A 14,565-nucleotide genomic window follows, 5' to 3' on the forward strand; every position below is an offset into this window, starting at 1 on the left:
CGTTTCCGGGTTACTTACTCGGCTGCAGGAGCCTCGGCAGGGGCCTCAGCCTTCTTCTCCACCTTCGCCACTTCATGCTTCTTTACATGATGGTGATAATGCTTCTTCACATGATGCTCGGCCTTCTTCACCGGAGCCTTTTCCATCGCCTTCTGGTCCGTAGGCGCAGCGGTCGGGGTCTCTTCTGCAGCAAAGCTGGCGCTGGCAGTCAGAAACGCAAGGGCTGCGGTGAGGGCAACGATTTTCTTCATGGTACACTCCTTCCAAAAATTAGAGGTCCGCACTCTGGCGGGCTGATTCCGTTTCAGCGCCCAATGCAAAGCATATTCCATGCCATATTTTTATGCTTAATAAAACAGTGAATTAGAAAATCGGACTTGATCTGTCAAGGAAGAATTGTCGGGCAGAAGCGAAGAGAAAATCGGCTAAATCTCTAAACTCGATAACTGGCTGGATAGGCTATCTACTTGATCAGATAGTAACTGCCCTATCCCTGATGAGGATTTGGGGCGGCAATGCCGGCCCCAAGAATCGTCGTGGAAACACGACAAGTCAGTCCTTTTGTTCAGGCACGAATCCCTCAGGCGTTTGCGCTCCATCGCCAAAGAAAAATGCCTCCATCTGCTTTTCGAGAAAGGAACGGGATTTGGGATCGATGGGAGAGAGGCGATACTCGTTGATGAGCATGGTTTGATGCTTCAGCCAATCCTGCCAGGCCGCTTTTGACACTTCCTGGTAAATACGGACACCCAAAGGGCCAGGATAAGGGGGGCGATCCAGCCCTTCCGCCTCTGTGCCCAGTTTTACGCAATGCACCATTCTCGCCACGTGATACCCTCCCAATCCAAAGTCTCTCCGGCACCGGGCACCTTGCCCTGCCGCTGAAGCTCGAAGGGTAGCGACAGCACCTGCCAATGTCCAGAAAGCGCCAGTCATGCAGACAGCAAACGGCGCACTGGGCTTGGCAATGCAAGCTGCGCGAGTTGATCTGGCGGGTAGTACGAAGCCGCCTGCCGCGCCTCTGCCACCACAGTGGCAGAAATTTGTGCAGTCACCACCACATAGTCCAGGTGAAAATGGGTAAAGCTGTGTCGACGCCAGGGCTGACACTCCTGAATCCGCAGACGCAGGCCATATTCCCTCTCGGCCCAGGCCACCAGCTCTGGCAAGCGAAGTGCTGCCTCTTCTTCCCCGCCCAGGCTATACCACGGCAAGGCCCAAAGACCGCCCCAAATCCCCTTGCTTGGCCGCTGCTCCAACAGGATCTGCCCATCTTCTGTTCTTGCCAGTAAAAAATAGGCGCAGCGCACCGGTTTCTGAATGCGCTCCAATCGAGTCGCGCGGCCCGGTCCGGCGCAAGGCCCCTGCAGCGGACACTCCGAGCAACGTGCCTTCCGAGCTAGACACCGCAGGGCGCCAAGATCCTGAATGGCTTGATTGTAGTCATGCGCTGCGTCTGGTGTCTCTTGCTCCGCGAGCACCCACAGGAGTCGCTCGTTTTGCCCAGCGCGAGGCTCTCCACCCAGACCATGATAGCGAAACAGAACGCGTCGCGCGTTGGCATCGAGAATTGCCTGCCGCTGCCCATAGGCACTAGCGAGCACCGCCGCCGCAGTACTCCGTCCCACACCCGGCAATTCCAGGGCCTGCGCCAGATCTTCTGGGAACTGACCCTGATGTTTTGACAGAATCCTTTGTGCGGCGGCATGGGCATTGCGAGCGCGGGCGTAGTAACCGAGCCCACTCCAAAGCGTCAGGACATCGTCAAGGGGAGCGCTCGCCAATGCCTGCCAGTCGGGATAGCGGGCAAGAAAACGACAAAAATACGGTAGCACCGTCTCCACGCGCGTCTGCTGCAGCATGACTTCGGCAAGATAGACCCGGTAGGGGTCACGCTGATGCCGCCAAGGCAAATCAAGGCGACCAAAACGGGCATACCAAGGCAGGAGCCGCTCGGCGATCGGCGGACGCTTCATTTTTGCACTGCCTGCAGCTGGATTTGCAGCTTCTTTGCCTGCCATTGTCCCCAGCGCAGCTCCCCAATCCGCAGCGTTCCGCGCAACGCTGGCCAATCCTTGGGCAAGGGGAAAATAAGCTTGGCGGAAGGTGTCGTTTTGGCGCTCGACCGCAACCAAGGGGTGAGATCCAGGCGGGAAATCTCCGCATGAATCTGCCAGGGCAGCTGCGGATCGGCGCGGGAGATCGCCCCCTGGAACTGTGCACTACCTAGCGTGCCACGTACTTGATCTAGCTGAACGAGCCCGCCAGAGGTCCAGTGCAAATCGCCAGACAACGCCGCCGGCTGCAGGGCGCGCTGCGGATCAGCGAGGGCTGGCTTGAGGCCGAGCAAATGCACCCAGGGCAGCAATTGTTCCGCGTGCAGGCGAAAATCACTCTGTACCGTCAGGGCATGCTTCCAGAACAGCGCGAGGGTCCCTTCCCCCCCCAGCTGCGGCTGCGCCGACAAGCGCCAACGGACCAATGTCAGACTCTGCTGCGCCGCTGCATAACGGAGGCCCTGAAAATCAAGGCCTCCATGAAACTGTTTCCAGACCAGTCGAGCATCCCCGCGCGGAATCCGTATGGTATTTGCGCCCGACAGATGTAGCGACGGGACGTTGACGTCCAGCAGCCCCTCTTTGCTGCGGGCCTCCATAGACACGCTGCCCGCTTGCCCTGGCCGCGCGGCACGATAGTTTCCCGATACGGAAAATGCCTGCCCGTCATAGCGGAGCTGCCCACCAATCGTTGCCTCTTGGCCAGCCCGATACTCCGCCTGCAGTGCCGAGACTTGCAGCTCTCGTGCGCCGAGGGGCCAATCTACGCTGCCATCACGCAAAACGAAATTTTGCGGCAAGGTGATGGCGAAGCCCGTGCCCTGGCGATGCGGAGTACTGGGCCAAGGGCCACGCAGGTGCAACCCCATCACCTGTAAACGCAGTTCCATCCAGCGGCGCTGCCATAATGCCGACCAAGGCCAGGCAGCCTGGATCTGCTGGAGCCGTAGCAGGTTCTGGCCAATCCGCAGCCCTTGCAGGTTGATCTGTAGGCGGGAGAAGTTGGCGGAGATCTGTGGATTCTGTGCCAGCCGCACGGGCATCTGCAGCTCGCTACTGAGCAGACGGGAGAGCAGGATACGCGGCACACCGAACAGCACGCAGAGATACAGCAAGAGTGCGAGGACACCAAGCGCCAGTGCAAAAAGACCGAGACGCTTAGCCGCCAAGGTCATCCGATTGCAGAAAGAGACGGGAGTTACCAGCGAGTGCCGCCAAAGCGACGACTTGTGCTTCCGCCACTGCGCTGTGGCGAATGGCCGCCTTTACCTCGGGGATTGCGCCCGGAAACATGCTGAAGTGACGCAATCCCAGCCCCAGCAATAAAGGGGTCCATTGGGGATTGGCAGCCATCTCGCCACACATGGCCACGGGAATTCCCGCCGCCTCCCCCGCCGCAATCGTGTGCTGGATCATGGACAGCACCCCCACATGAAGCGGGTCAAAGAGTCCATTGACGTCATCATCGCCGCGATCCACCGCCAGGGCATACTGGGTAAGGTCGTTGGTACCAATGGAGAAGAAGTCGGCAACCTCGGTGAAACAATGCGCTGCCATGGCCACCGCTGGCACTTCCACCATGATACCAATGGGTAGATGCTCGGCTACTTTGTGGCCCTCGGCGCGCAGCTCGTCACGCAACTGCCCCACCAGCTGCCGGGCCTGTATTACCTCGTGGACGGTACTGACCATGGGCAGCATCAGGCGCAGCGGTGCCAGGGCAGAGGCACGCAGAATCGCCCGCAGATGGCTGCGAAACCAGTCTGGGCGACGTAAACAAAGACGCAAACCGCGCAGTCCCAGGGCGGGGTTGAGTCCCTGCGCGTGCAATTGCAATTCACTGTCGGCCAACAGTTTGTCGGCGCCCACGTCGACCGAACGGATTGTGATTTCCGCTCCCGGCAGCCCGCGCAAGACGCGGGCAAAGGCTTGATACTGCTCTTCCTCACTCGGGCTATCGGCCCGATTCATGAAGAGAAACTCACTGCGGAACAGACCAATCCCGTCGGCGTTGCTGCGTTGCACCCACTCCACGTCTTCTGGGAGTTCGATATTGGCAAACAGGCGAATCTGGGTTCCGTCCGTCGTGATCGCGGGTAAGTCGCGCTGCTCTTCCAGCAGCTGCCGCCGCCGCTGCCGCCGCGCTTGCGCCTCGCGACACTCCGCCAAAAGTTCTGGACTGGGGTTGACCAATACGGTGCCGTACTCACCATCCACGACCAACAAGTCGCCACTGCGCAGCAAGCGGGTGGCCTGGTGCGTACCCAACACCGCTGGCAAGCCCAGGCTGCGGGCGAGAATCGCGGAATGCGAGGTAGCCGCACCAAAGTCCGTCACCCAGCCGAGAACGGAGCCATTTTTGAGCAAGACCGTATCGGCGGGACTGAGCTCGGAAGCAACAATGATGCGCTCTGCTGCCGCACTTAAACTGGGCACCTGCGCGCCGAGGAGGTGACGCAGTACCCGGTCGGTCACCTGCAGGATATCTTCGCGCTTGCCGCGCAGGTAGGGATCCTCCATGCGATCAAAGATTTCGAGCAAATGTTCGCGTTCGTGATGCAGAGCCCAGGCTGCATTCCGTCGCTGTTGCCGAATCAGGCGTATCGGCCGGTCGCGCAGGGCAGGATCATCAAGCATGAGCAAATGCGCATCGATGAACAGGCGCGTATCTTGCGGGGCATCCTTGGGGATCGCCTCACGTACCCGCAGCAATTCATCGCGGGCCAGGGCCAGGGCGCCACGCAGGCGTTGCTCCTCGGAGTCGAGAGCCGTGGGGGCGATGCGATATTCGGGAATTTCGATACTGGACGACTCGAGCACCACCGCCGTCCCAATGGCGATCCCCGCCGCTGCGCCAATCCCTGCAAGTTCGAAGGTCACTCCCCTTCTCCGAAGTAATCCGCCGCCAAGGCAGAAAGAGCCGCGCTGCATTCCGCCTCTTTTTCCCCCTCCGTCTCCAGAGAGAGCACCGTGCCTTGGGAGGCAGCCAGGGTCATCAAGCCCATGATACTTTTCCCATTGACCCGCTGCCCATCCCGTTCCAACCAGACTTGGCAGGGAAAGCGCGCCGCAATACTGACAAATTTCGCCGAGGCGCGGGCATGCAGACCCAAACGATTGATGATGGGGAAATCGACTCGCATGAATAGTGTTCCTTTTGCTGGGCACTAACGGCGAGGATAGCGCCGCGATGACAGGGGGCCAAGTGCCTGCGCCGATCCGGTAACGGCCCGCGTTGGCGTCATGCGGGCGCGGACATAGACAGATTCAGACCCTAACCATATAATTTTCCGATCAATACACACAGGGAGCGTAACATGTCTGATTCGTCTGTCGTGGTACCGGAAACCTCCAACGAAGATCGTAACACGGCCACCTTGGTGCATGCTGGTGGCATTCTCTTTGGCTTTCTTCCCTCTCTGATCGTTTACCTGCTCAAGAAGGACCAAGCTGGGCCTTGGTTGATGGAGCAACTACGCGAAGCACTGAACTTTCAGATCACCATGCTCATCGCCTATGTTGCCGCCACTATTCTCAGTTCCTTGCTCATCGGCCTGGTTCTATTTCCCATCCTATTTTTCGTCGATCTCATTTTTTGCATCTTGGCGGCGGTCAAGACCAGTAGTGGCGGCTCCTACCGCTATCCCCTGAGCATCCGCCTGGTCAATTGAACCGTCCCGGCCCCGCACCCTACCCCTTGTCAGGGCCAGTCGCCCTCCCCTAAGCTGCGCCAGAACGCGTTGTTACAGGAAGGGGGAGATTTTGCCCGTATTGGAGTTGCGCTCGGGGCTCATCGAATGGGGCGGTAGAGTATTATTGGACCATGCCGATCTGCGTGCCGAGGCAGGGGAACGCATTGGTCTGATTGGACGCAACGGCGAGGGAAAATCGACCCTTCTGGCAGCGCTGGCGGGCCAGTATCCCCTGGACGGCGGCAGTCTCTGGATCGACCCGGCCCTGCGCCGGGCCTTCTTGCCGCAAGAACCACAACTGCCGGCAGAGCAAAAGGTCCTGGACTATCTGTTGGCCGCACCACAAGACAGCGCGGGCGCGGAAAATTTCCACGACGACACGCCCGAGCGCTGGAGCCTGCCGGCTCGGGCAGACGCCCTCTGTGATAGCCTGAGCCTACCACGGGATCAGCAGATCGGCGGTTTGTCTGGGGGGCAACAGAAACGCCTCGCCATTGCCAGCACCCTTATTCATGGCGCAGAACTCCTGTTTCTCGATGAGCCGACCAATCATATGGACCTGGCGGGGATCGAGGCCCTGGAAAAGACCTTGCTGCGTTATCGCGGCACGCTGTTCTTTGTCACCCACGACCGACGCTTTCTCGAATCCCTCTGCACCCGCATCGTCGAGCTCGACCGCGGACAGCTGCGGAGTTTTCCCGGGCAATTTTCCACCTATCTCCAGCGCAAGGAAGAGCTCCTGGATGCCGAGGCAGCGGATCTCGACCGTCTCGAACAGCAGCTGGCGACGGAAGAGGCCTGGCTGCGCCAGGGCGTGAAGGCGCGTGCCAAACGCAATCAAGGGCGCCTGCGGCGGCTGGAACAACTGCGGGAGGAACGCAAGAGCCGCGGTGGCCGGATTGGCGAGGCACAGATCCACATCCAACAGTCTGAGCGTTCGGGGAATTTGATCGTGGAACTCGAGAATATCTCGCTGCGTCTGGGTACGCAGCAGATTCTGCAGGGCTTTTCGACGCGGATCGAACGCGGCGACCGGGTCGGCATCATTGGTCCCAACGGCGCCGGCAAGACGACTCTGTTACGCCTGCTCTTGGGTGAGTTGGAACCGGACAGTGGCAGCATCCGGCGCGGCACCCGGCAGTCCATCGCCTATTTCGACCAGTTGCGGGAGCAATTGGATCCCGAGCAGCGCGTAGTGGATGTCATTGCTGATGGCAACGATTTTATCGAGGTAGACGGCGAGCGCCGCCACGTCCTGGGGTATCTGCAGGACTTTCTCTTTCCACCCGATCGTGCCCGGGGTCTGGTCAAGGGTCTCTCCGGCGGCGAGCGGGCGCGCTTGCTCCTTGCCCGTCTCTTCGCCAAACCGGCCAACATTCTCGTCCTCGATGAACCGACCAACGATCTCGATCTGGAAAGCCTGGAGGTCCTGGAGGACCGCCTGCTGGCCTTTCCTGGGACCGTACTACTCGTCTCCCATGATCGAGATTTTTTGGATCATGTCGTGACGCAAAGCATTGTTCATCTGGGCGATGCCGAGTGGTTGAATACCGCGGGCGGTCATCAGGAATTCCTGGCTTGGCAAGCGCAGCAGTCTGTCGCGGCAGCAGCGGAAAAGACCAAGAGCAGGGATGGCCAACGCCGGGACAAAGCGGCGCGCCGTCCCAAGTCTTTGAGCATGCGTGAACGCCAAGAACTGGATGAACTTCCGGCGCGCATCGAAGCCCTGGAGGCGCGGCAGAGCGCTCTGGCTGAAACAATGGGCAAAGCGGAAACCTATCAAAACTCCGAAAGCGCCATGGCGGTACAAGAGGAAGCCGCAATACTGGCCGCGGAGCTCGCCGCCGCTTATGCGCGCTGGGAGGAATTGGAGGCCAAAGAAGCGGAACTGCTCAGTGGCTCAGGGTAGGCGCAGACTGCGCAACAATACGTAGTCGACGAGTGCAGGGACGAGGGTCGCCAAGAGGGCAAGGGCCATGGCGGTCCAAGGAGCCGGGGTATGCAACGGACTGGGAACATATCCCGCCCAGTGCCAGGGGGTGCTGGTCAGGATGTAGGCGAGGAGCAAGCCGGGGATCAACAACAAGACATCCACCAGGAGCCCGAGGAGCACCGCCACCAGAACCGCGATGACGCCGAGCAGGCCGCGAATGTACGGCATCAACCGCGGTAGACCCAGAGCAACACGTCGCTGCGAGGCAGATCGACAGAATTTCCCGAGGCAAAAAAGAGCGTTGCCATGGCCGTGAAGGCCGGACTGGTCGCGCGCGCGTTGACCCGATACGCGCCGGGCCAATCCGGCGCGGAATGCACAGGGATATGCGCGCTACGTAGCAACTGCACGCCGCTGGCGTTGACATACAAATGGGATACCGGCACCCGGGTACGGAAGGCCACCAGCAAGATCGCGAGCAGGATCAACACCACTCCCAGCGCCAATGTTCCTGCCACCCAACGATCCGTGCGCTCCATCGCCGCCATCACTGCCCACCTCCTTCGGCCCAAATTTCCGCCTGCGCTTGGGTAATCTGGCTACTTGCCGATACGCAGGGATGCGCACCACACCAACGCGGTGCGACCCCCAGTTCTTGCAATGCGTGGTGCATGGTCACCCGAAAGACTGGCGCCGATTCCACCCCACCAAAGTTCCAGTAGCGCGTGCTCCCGCGCAAGGATACCGCCATCACCAGATCTGGCGCAAAGCCTGGGGCAAAGCCCACGAAGGTGGCGTTGGTCTTGTTTTTCTGAAAGCCATCTTTACCGTCGGCCAGATTGGCCGTGCCGGTTTTGCCAGCGACGGCATAGCCGGGAATGGCAGCGAGGATGCCCGTACCGTTGGCACTGCATACACCCTCCAACCAATGGCGTAGATGCGCAGCAATCTGCGTGGACATGATACGTTCCTGCCGGGCAGGCTGCCCGGCGATCAGGGTGGGCTGCATATGCACGCCGCCATTGGCAATAGCGGCATAGGCCTCGGCGAGTTGGAGTGTGGTGACCGAAACCCCATAACCCAAGGCAATCGTGGCATGGCGGGCCTTATCCCAGGTGTTTGGCGGGGGCAGAACGCCCGCCGTACCGCCGTCAAAACCGAGGTCAGGATCACGCCCAAAGCCCGCCCTTTGGTACATGCTGTAGATGGCGTCCGGTGCCGTGCGCAAAGCAATCTTGGCGGCACCAATGTCACTGGAGTACTTGAGGATGTGTGCGACATTCAACTCGTGATGGACGACATCATCGCGCAGACAAAAGCCGCCTATGGGCAAGCAATGCGAGACATTGAAGCTCTGATCGGGCTGGATACTCCCCGTCTTCAGGGCAGCGGCGACGACAAAGGGTTTCATCACCGAGCCTGGTTCAAAGGCCTGATGCACGGCATTGTTGACATAGTCATTGGGGTTGACGCAACCCTCCTGCAGGTTGGGGTTGCAGGATGGCACACTGACCATCGCCAGGATCTGTCCAGTATGCACGTTCATCACCACGGCGGAACCATTTTCGGCAGCAAAATGACGCTGCGCCGCACGCAGGGTCATGTAGGCCCAATACTGGATCTGTGGCTGGATGGTCAGGTGCAAATCGTGGCCATTCTGTGCCGGCTGCATCTGCAACACCCGCAAGATGTCACCTTTCCCATCCACCAAGACCTTTTCGCGTCCAGCCTTTCCTTGCAGCCAGCCATCGAAACCGCGCTCCAGACCGGCAGCACCGTGGTGATCGAGATGCACCAGCCCCAGCAGCGGCGTGGTCACCGCCCCGAGGGGATAGTAGCTGCGGCTAGTCTTCTCCACATAAATGCCCGGTACATGGAGCTTTTCCAGCGCCTGCCCGAGCTGCGGATGCACCTGGCGCAGGAGATACACGAACTGCGCGCCGCCCGCGTGCAGACGTTGCTGCAAAGTTGCGGTGGAGATTCCCAAGGCTTGTGCCACCGATGGCCAATCTTGGCGATAGCGCTGAAAAATCCGCGGATCCGCCCAGATGGTTACCGCTGGGACATTCACCGCCAAGGCCTGCCCATTGGCAGCGTAGATGATTCCGCGCTGAGCCGGTAAGGGCCGTTCTTGCAGGTAGCGAATGTCTCCCTGACCCCTGAGCAAATGCTCTTGCAAAAACTGTAATTCGGTATCCCGCGCCAGCACCAAAACCAAGCCAAGCAAGATCAACAAGATCAACAAGCCGGCCCGCCAGCCGGGAAGTTTACGAAACCGAGAACTGACCTCTTGCTTCATGCTTGATATGGGCACTGCGGATCGTGACAGGGATGCTGGTCTGCAACGTAGCGGGCGCAATGCGGACATTGCTGCAGCTGCTGCACGCCAGACTGCGGGGAATGCGACGGGTTACGGCTCTGTCGTAGTGCACGCCGCCAGCGCCAAATGGCATACGCAACTACTGCGATCAGGATGAGAAATTTCCACATCCGAGCAGCGGCCTCCCTCTAGAAAAACGCCCGCTTTGCCAGCGGGCGCTATTGTTGGTCGGGGCGAGAGGATTCGAACCTCCGACATCCGCCTCCCGAAGGCGGCGCTCTACCAGGCTGAGCCACGCCCCGTGGTGTTAGTGGTCACGATGGACCGCAAAATCTGCCAGAAACAACAACGCATCTTTCTGGACGCTATCCGCAAAGCCCTGCAGGCAGCCCCGAGCACGTTGCGCAATTTGCTCAGCAGAGCGCAGAGTGTATGCAATGGCGTCGGTCTTGGCAATTATTTCGAGGACCTGCGGCAAATGTTGCCGGGATTCGTCGGCCAATGCCGCCCGCAATACGCGCTGATCCTGCGCCCCACTGCTGCGCATGGCGTGAATGAAGGGCAGGGTCGCTTTCCCGTCCGCCAGATCATCACCGCGGTTCTTGCCCATCCGCTCTGCCTCGGCTTCATAGTCGAGGGCATCATCCATGAGCTGGAATGCCGTGCCCAGAAGCCGGCCATATTCGGCCAGGGACTCTTCCTGCTCGGCAGTCATGCCGTTGATAATGGCCCCGAGCCGCGCTGCAGCTTCAAAGAGCTTGGCCGTCTTGGCCGCGATAACCGCGTAGTAATTTTCGGGATCGAGATCGGCATCGTTGGCATTCTCCAACTGCGCCACCTCGCCCTGGGCGATGATGCTGGTTGCCTCCGCCATGGTCGCCATGACCCGCATGTCGCCATCTTGCACCATCATTTCGAAGGAGCGCGCATAGAGAAAGTCGCCCACGAGAATTGCCGCGGCGTTACCCCACAACTGATTGGCTGTCGCATTGCTGCGGCGCAGCTCCGAGCCATCAACGACATCGTCGTGCAATAGAGTGGCGGTATGGATGAACTCCACCACCGCCGCCAGGGGAATCGGACGCTCGCTGCAGTCCCCGCCCAAGCGGGCCGCGAGCAACAAGATGATCGGACGCAACCGTTTACCACCCGCATTGACCAGGTAGGCACCCATGGCCGGGATGGTGGGAACACCCGATTGCAGTTGTTCCTGGATGACGCGATTTACGGCCAGCATATCCGCATGGACCAGTTCCTTGACGCCATCAAAATTCATTCTCGACTCTCTTTCTGTCTATGGCGCCAACCCCATGGCCTGCGCTAGCTGGGGCGATTGTCGATAGCCCAGCGCGCCTTTGTCAAGGCAAGTTCTTGCTCCATCCCCTACACTTTTATGTACAGTCTTCGCTACAAGGAGCTCCCCCCCATGCCCCACGCCCCATCCCCGTCCTGGAGTCGCCCCGTCTGGGCCAGTGCCCAAAAAAGTTGTGTCGGGGTCGCACCTGGCAGTAGCCGCGTCTGGTTCACCACGGCGCGGGGGATTCTGACGGAGGTTTTTTACCCGCGCATCGATATCCCGCAAATCCGCGACATGGGCTTTTTGATTGCGGACGACAAGGGCTTTTGGGTCGAGTTGAAGACCCTGCCCGAACCGGAGCTCCACCTGGAAGACGCCCAGATTCCTCTACCCCAGATCACCCACGAACACGAGCGCTTTCGCTTTTCTTTTCGTCTCTGCCCAGATCCGCGTCGAGATGTCTTACTCCTGGAATACCACCTGGAGGGTGACGAGAGCCTGCGTCCTTACGTGCTCTGCGCGGCACGCCTGGGTGGTGATGCGGAAAACAATGCGGCGTGGTGCGGCAGCTGGGAAGGCCGGGATTTACTCTGGGCGGAACAGGGCCCCTTTGGCGCGGCCCTGCTCTGCGCGGACGAGAAGGGGTTGCCAGGCTTTACCCGCCGCTCGGTGGGCGAGGTGGGGGCGAGTGATCTGTGGCAGGATTTCTCGGATCATGGCCGGATGACCTGGGCTTACGACAGCGCTGGTCCAGGAGAAGTCGCTCTGGCCGGCGAACTCCCCCGCCAGGGGACCCTGGCCCTGGGCCTCGGTAGCAGTAAGGAGGCGGCGGCCACCAATGCCTGGGCCGCTTTGGTCTGTGGCTTTGGGCAGATCGAGGAGGGATACACGGCGGCGTGGCGGCAGTGGCATCGCAGCCACCCCCTCCCCCGCAATTTCAGTAAGAAGATTCCCGAAGAGCTCCATACTCTCTACGCCCGCTCCATCAATGTGCTCAAGGTCCATGAGGACCACACCTTTCCCGGCGCCCGGGTCGCGAGCCTGTCAGTGCCCTGGGGCGAGACCAGTGACAGCCGGGGCGGCTACCATCTGGTCTGGTCCCGCGACTTGGTGGAGAGTGCCGGTGCCCTGGTCGCCATCGGCGCCCTGCAGGAGGCACGGCAAGTACTCGCCTATCTCATTAGTACCCAACAGGCAGACGGCCACTGGCTACAGAATCAATGGCTGGGGGGTAAACCCTTCTGGCAGGGTATTCAGCTGGATGAGGCGGGCTTTCCGGTCCTCCTCGCGAGCCTCTTGCAGGACCGCCAGGCACTGGACGGGATGCAGATCGGCGACATGGTACAGCGCGCCTTGCAGTTCATCGTCTGCGAGGGACCGGTGACGGGGCAGGACCGCTGGGAAGAGGACGGCGGCATCAATGCCTTCACCTTGGCGGTCGCCATTGCTGCCTTGGTCGAAGGGGCGCAGTTTTTGCCGGGCAAGGCAGCCGACTGCGCCTTGATGCTAGCGGATTACTGGAATGCCCATATCGAGGACTGGACCTTCGTTCGCGATACGGATCTGGCGCGGCGCTTTCACGTGTCGGGCTACTATCTGCGCATTGCGCCCGAAGATGTGCTGACCCATGCGGGGGCAAAGGACGAGTGGGTGCTGGTCAAAAACCGCGCCCAGGACCCCCATTGGGCGGCCAGCGAGCAAGTGGCAACGGACTTCCTGCAACTGGTGCGCTACGGCCTGCGCAGCGCCGACGACCCGCATCTGCAGGATGCGGTAACGGTGATGGATGGTCTGCTCAAGACCGATACCCCCAATGGTCCGGTCTGGCACCGCTACAACGGTGATGGCTATGGTGAACACCGGGATGGAAGTCCCTTTGATGGGGCGGGCGTTGGTCGGGGCTGGCCCCTCCTGACCGGCGAGCGCGGCCACTATGCCTTGGCTGCTGGGGAAGATCCCCTGCCCTACTTGCGCGCCATGGCGGGCATGACCGGCAAGGGTGGTCTGCTTCCCGAACAGATCTGGGAGAGCGACCCGATCCCCGAAAAAGGCCTGTATCCGGGACAACCCAGCGGCTCGGCCATGCCCTTGGTCTGGACCCATGGCGAATTTTTGAAGCTCTGCCACAGCAGTATCAAGGGCCACCCGGTAGACCGGCCAGCGCAGACCTGGAAACGCTATGCCGGCAAGCGTCCGCAGCTGGACTATCGAATCTGGCGCCTGCGCCATCGGCTGCAATCCCTGGAGCAGGGACAGGAACTCCGCATCCTGCTGCCCCGGCCCTTTCGCGTGCACTGGGGTATCGACGGCTGGCAAAAAGTCCAGGATCTGGAGGCGGAAGATTGGGGACTCGCCCATCTGGCACCCCTCCCCAGCCGCGCTTTGCGCGCCGGCCAAAGCATTCAATTCACCCTCTTCTGGCTCGATATAGAGCACTGGCAGGGGGAAGATTTCAACGTGGAAATCCGTGGAGGTGAGGCGTGATTGCGATTGACTTGCAAGGAAAAAATGCTCTGGTGACGGGGGGTAGCGGAGGTTTGGGACGGGCGATCAGCGAAATACTGGCGGCTGCCGGGGCGCAGGTGGCGGTGCATTATCGCAAGGGCCAGGACGAGGCCGAGGCCGTCGTCCAAAGCATCGAGAAGGCGGGCGGCAAGGCACGCGCCTTTGCCGCCGACGTCTCCGACCCGCAGGCGGTGGAGCGCTTGTTACAGGAAGTAGAATCGGCCTTTGGCGGTCTCGACATCTTGGTCAACAACGCCGGCATGGACGGACCCCACGCCCTGGTCGGTGACGATGACCCCCAGGCCTGGGAAAAGGTCATCGCCGTGGATCTCCAAGGGCCTTACTACTGCGCCCGCGCCGCCATCCCGCGCATGGAAAAGCAAAAGGCCGGCGTGATCCTGAACGTCACCTCAGTCCACGAATTCATCCCCTGGGAGGGCTACAGTGCCTACACCAGCGCCAAGGCAGGCCTATCCATGTTCACCAAGACCCTGGCCCAAGAGACTGCCGATAAGGGCATTCGCGTTGTCGCCCTCGCCCCGGGGGCCATCAAGACCCCCATCAATCAATCGGTATGGGACGACCCCGAGTCGCTCAAGGACCTGGACAAGAAGATCTCCATGGGGCGCCTGGGCAAACCCGAGGAAATCGCCCATGTAGTGGCGTTTCTGGTCAGCGATCTGGCCAGCTACGTGACGGGCACCACCTTGGCTGTGGATGGCGGGATGCTGATCTATCCTGACTTCCGTCACGGGGGCTGA

14 protein-coding genes and 1 tRNA gene are annotated in these 14,565 nt (G+C 60.6%); 4 read left to right on the top strand and 11 right to left on the bottom strand.

Annotation, left to right across the window (positions count from 1 at the left end):
- Positions 1 to 14: 14 nt before the first annotated feature.
- The 6 genes from M5D89_RS13255 to M5D89_RS13280 all read right to left on the bottom strand — a co-directional run bounded on the left by M5D89_RS13255 (position 15) and on the right by M5D89_RS13280 (position 5,200).
- Positions 15 to 251 carry a hypothetical protein gene (locus tag M5D89_RS13255; protein WP_248886270.1) on the bottom strand — a complete coding sequence of 79 codons (237 nt, stop codon included), beginning with the start codon at positions 249 to 251 and terminating at the stop codon, positions 15 to 17.
- A gap of 301 nt (positions 252 to 552) precedes the next feature.
- A complete protein-coding gene (locus M5D89_RS13260) occupies positions 553 to 828 on the bottom strand; it encodes an oxidative damage protection protein (RefSeq protein WP_248886271.1) in 276 nt (91 codons plus the stop codon).
- 104 nt (positions 829 to 932) lie between these two features.
- Entirely contained in the window at positions 933 to 1,976 is a 1,044-nt protein-coding gene (gene mutY / locus M5D89_RS13265; protein WP_248886272.1) for an A/G-specific adenine glycosylase, read from the bottom strand.
- Positions 1,973 to 3,226: a hypothetical protein gene (locus M5D89_RS13270; RefSeq protein ID WP_248886273.1), complete on the bottom strand. Its 1,254-nt coding sequence runs from the start codon at positions 3,224 to 3,226 to the stop codon at positions 1,973 to 1,975. Before M5D89_RS13270 ends, mutY begins: the two co-directional genes overlap by 4 nt.
- Positions 3,216 to 4,937: a phosphoenolpyruvate--protein phosphotransferase gene (gene ptsP / locus M5D89_RS13275; protein ID WP_248886274.1), complete on the bottom strand. Its 1,722-nt coding sequence runs from the start codon at positions 4,935 to 4,937 to the stop codon at positions 3,216 to 3,218. Before ptsP ends, M5D89_RS13270 begins: the two co-directional genes overlap by 11 nt.
- On the bottom strand, positions 4,934 to 5,200 hold the full coding sequence (locus tag M5D89_RS13280; RefSeq protein ID WP_248886275.1) for an HPr family phosphocarrier protein: 267 nt from the start codon (positions 5,198 to 5,200) through the stop codon (positions 4,934 to 4,936). Before M5D89_RS13280 ends, ptsP begins: the two co-directional genes overlap by 4 nt.
- A 174-nt stretch (positions 5,201 to 5,374) precedes the next feature.
- On the opposite strand from M5D89_RS13280, the gene M5D89_RS13285 reads away from it, so the two are divergent.
- The gene (locus tag M5D89_RS13285; protein WP_248886276.1) at positions 5,375 to 5,728 is read left to right on the top strand and encodes a DUF4870 domain-containing protein; all 354 of its coding nucleotides are present in this window, start codon (positions 5,375 to 5,377) and stop codon (positions 5,726 to 5,728) included.
- A 91-nt stretch (positions 5,729 to 5,819) separates the two neighbouring features.
- Positions 5,820 to 7,658 carry an ABC-F family ATP-binding cassette domain-containing protein gene (locus tag M5D89_RS13290; protein WP_248886277.1) on the top strand — a complete coding sequence of 613 codons (1,839 nt, stop codon included), beginning with the start codon at positions 5,820 to 5,822 and terminating at the stop codon, positions 7,656 to 7,658.
- On the opposite strand, the gene M5D89_RS13295 is transcribed toward M5D89_RS13290, so the two are convergent.
- The 5 genes from M5D89_RS13295 to M5D89_RS13315 all read right to left on the bottom strand — a co-directional run bounded on the left by M5D89_RS13295 (position 7,650) and on the right by M5D89_RS13315 (position 11,278).
- Positions 7,650 to 7,910 carry a hypothetical protein gene (locus tag M5D89_RS13295; protein WP_248886478.1) on the bottom strand — a complete coding sequence of 87 codons (261 nt, stop codon included), beginning with the start codon at positions 7,908 to 7,910 and terminating at the stop codon, positions 7,650 to 7,652. The two genes, M5D89_RS13290 and M5D89_RS13295, sit on opposite strands and share 9 nt — an antisense overlap.
- Positions 7,910 to 8,230, bottom strand: coding sequence for a hypothetical protein (locus M5D89_RS13300; RefSeq protein WP_248886479.1), 321 nt, complete (start codon positions 8,228 to 8,230; stop codon positions 7,910 to 7,912). Before M5D89_RS13300 ends, M5D89_RS13295 begins: the two co-directional genes overlap by 1 nt.
- The gene (locus M5D89_RS13305; protein ID WP_248886278.1) at positions 8,230 to 9,981 is read right to left on the bottom strand and encodes a peptidoglycan D,D-transpeptidase FtsI family protein; all 1,752 of its coding nucleotides are present in this window, start codon (positions 9,979 to 9,981) and stop codon (positions 8,230 to 8,232) included. The genes M5D89_RS13300 and M5D89_RS13305 overlap by 1 nt, the downstream gene beginning before the upstream one ends.
- A gap of 246 nt (positions 9,982 to 10,227) precedes the next feature.
- Positions 10,228 to 10,304, bottom strand: a tRNA-Pro gene (locus tag M5D89_RS13310).
- Positions 10,305 to 10,309: 5 nt separating this feature from the next.
- Positions 10,310 to 11,278 (bottom strand): polyprenyl synthetase family protein, encoded by a 969-nt coding sequence (locus tag M5D89_RS13315; RefSeq protein WP_248886279.1) that lies wholly within the window; start codon positions 11,276 to 11,278, stop codon positions 10,310 to 10,312.
- A 150-nt stretch (positions 11,279 to 11,428) separates the two neighbouring features.
- On the opposite strand from M5D89_RS13315, the gene M5D89_RS13320 reads away from it, so the two are divergent.
- Positions 11,429 to 13,783 carry a glycoside hydrolase family 15 protein gene (locus M5D89_RS13320; RefSeq protein ID WP_248886280.1) on the top strand — a complete coding sequence of 785 codons (2,355 nt, stop codon included), beginning with the start codon at positions 11,429 to 11,431 and terminating at the stop codon, positions 13,781 to 13,783.
- Positions 13,780 to 14,565, top strand: coding sequence for a 3-oxoacyl-ACP reductase FabG (gene fabG / locus M5D89_RS13325; protein ID WP_248886281.1), 786 nt, complete (start codon positions 13,780 to 13,782; stop codon positions 14,563 to 14,565). Before M5D89_RS13320 ends, fabG begins: the two co-directional genes overlap by 4 nt.

The sequence above is a fragment of the Acidithiobacillus acidisediminis genome (assembly GCF_023277115.1).
Taxonomy (GTDB): Bacteria; Pseudomonadota; Gammaproteobacteria; order Acidithiobacillales; family Acidithiobacillaceae; genus Igneacidithiobacillus; species Igneacidithiobacillus acidisediminis.

Bases quoted from the DNA above. Each gene is read 5' to 3' on its own strand.
- M5D89_RS13315 (WP_248886279.1), bottom strand. From the start codon at position 11,278: ATGAATTTTGATGGCGTCAAGGAACTGGTCCATGCGGATATGCTGGCC.
- M5D89_RS13280 (WP_248886275.1), bottom strand. From the start codon at position 5,200: ATGCGAGTCGATTTCCCCATCATCAATCGTTTGGGTCTGCATGCCCGC.
- M5D89_RS13300 (WP_248886479.1), bottom strand. From the start codon at position 8,230: ATGGCGGCGATGGAGCGCACGGATCGTTGGGTGGCAGGAACATTGGCG.
- M5D89_RS13285 (WP_248886276.1), top strand. From the start codon at position 5,375: ATGTCTGATTCGTCTGTCGTGGTACCGGAAACCTCCAACGAAGATCGT.
- mutY (WP_248886272.1), bottom strand. From the start codon at position 1,976: ATGAAGCGTCCGCCGATCGCCGAGCGGCTCCTGCCTTGGTATGCCCGT.
- M5D89_RS13295 (WP_248886478.1), bottom strand. From the start codon at position 7,910: ATGCCGTACATTCGCGGCCTGCTCGGCGTCATCGCGGTTCTGGTGGCG.
- M5D89_RS13305 (WP_248886278.1), bottom strand. From the start codon at position 9,981: ATGAAGCAAGAGGTCAGTTCTCGGTTTCGTAAACTTCCCGGCTGGCGG.
- M5D89_RS13255 (WP_248886270.1), bottom strand. From the start codon at position 251: ATGAAGAAAATCGTTGCCCTCACCGCAGCCCTTGCGTTTCTGACTGCC.
- M5D89_RS13320 (WP_248886280.1), top strand. From the start codon at position 11,429: ATGCCCCACGCCCCATCCCCGTCCTGGAGTCGCCCCGTCTGGGCCAGT.